This is a genomic window from Streptomyces torulosus, from assembly GCF_001419765.1.
Classification (GTDB): Bacteria; Actinomycetota; Actinomycetes; order Streptomycetales; family Streptomycetaceae; genus Streptomyces; species Streptomyces torulosus.
Window position 1 is genome coordinate 220 of sequence record NZ_LIRK01000956.1, and the last position, 858, is coordinate 1,077.

Genomic DNA, 858 nt, shown 5'->3' on the forward strand with positions numbered 1-858 from the left:
TCACCGAGCAGGGCGCCCAGGATCACCACCAGCTCCACGCCCAGCTCGTGGGCGAAGCCCAGCAGCTCGTTGCAGAACGAGCGCCACCGCATCGACGGCTCGATACCCCGGACCAGCACGAGATCGCGGGGCTTCTCGCCGCCGACCCGCACCACCGACAACCTTGTCGTCGGCCAAGTGATCTTGCGTACGCCGCCGTCCAGCCACACCGTGGGCCGGTTCACCTGGAAGTCGTAGTAGTCCTCGGCGTCCAGCGCCGCGAACACCTCGCCCTTCCACTCCCGGTCCAGGTGCGCGACCGCGGTGGAGGCGGCGTCGCCGGCGTCGTTCCAGCCTTCGAACGCGGCCACCATGACTGGGTCGATCAGCTCGGGAACCCCCTCCAGCTCGATCACCCAGCGCCTCCTTCCGACGTGCCCTCGCGTACGCCCCAACCTTACGGCGTGCCCAGGGGGCCTTCGCAGCCCCCTTGCACGGGGGAGTGAACGGATCAATGCCCCGTTCGCGCGGCGGAAACACGCGCCGCCCGCCGGGCGCGAGTGATCATCGCCTCACAGCGACGACCGCAGCCACTGCTCGACGCTGGCGATGTGGACCGTCGCCCAGGAGCGGGCAGCCTCGGCGTCGCGGTCGCGGAGGGCGGCGAGGATGGCGCGGTGCTCGTGGAGGGTGCGGCTGACGGCGTCCTCCTGGGTGAGGCCCCGCCAGACGCGGGCCCGGGTGGTGGGGCCCGACAGACCGTCCAGGAGGGAGCAGAGCACGGAGTTCCCGGAGCTCTGCACGATGCCCCTGTGGAACTCCAGGTCGCAGGCGACCAGTTCCTCCACCGACGGATCGTCACCCAGCTTGTCCAACTGG

2 protein-coding genes are annotated in these 858 nt (G+C 70.5%); both read right to left on the reverse strand.

What is annotated here, in order from left to right:
• The coding region (locus AOK23_RS51240; RefSeq protein WP_240496847.1) for a PAC2 family protein at positions 1–395 on the reverse strand (395 nt) is incomplete at its 3' end.
• A gap of 156 nt (positions 396–551) precedes the next feature.
• A partial coding sequence (locus AOK23_RS43030) for a FadR/GntR family transcriptional regulator (RefSeq protein ID WP_157878334.1) occupies positions 552–858 on the reverse strand: 307 nt, incomplete at its 5' end.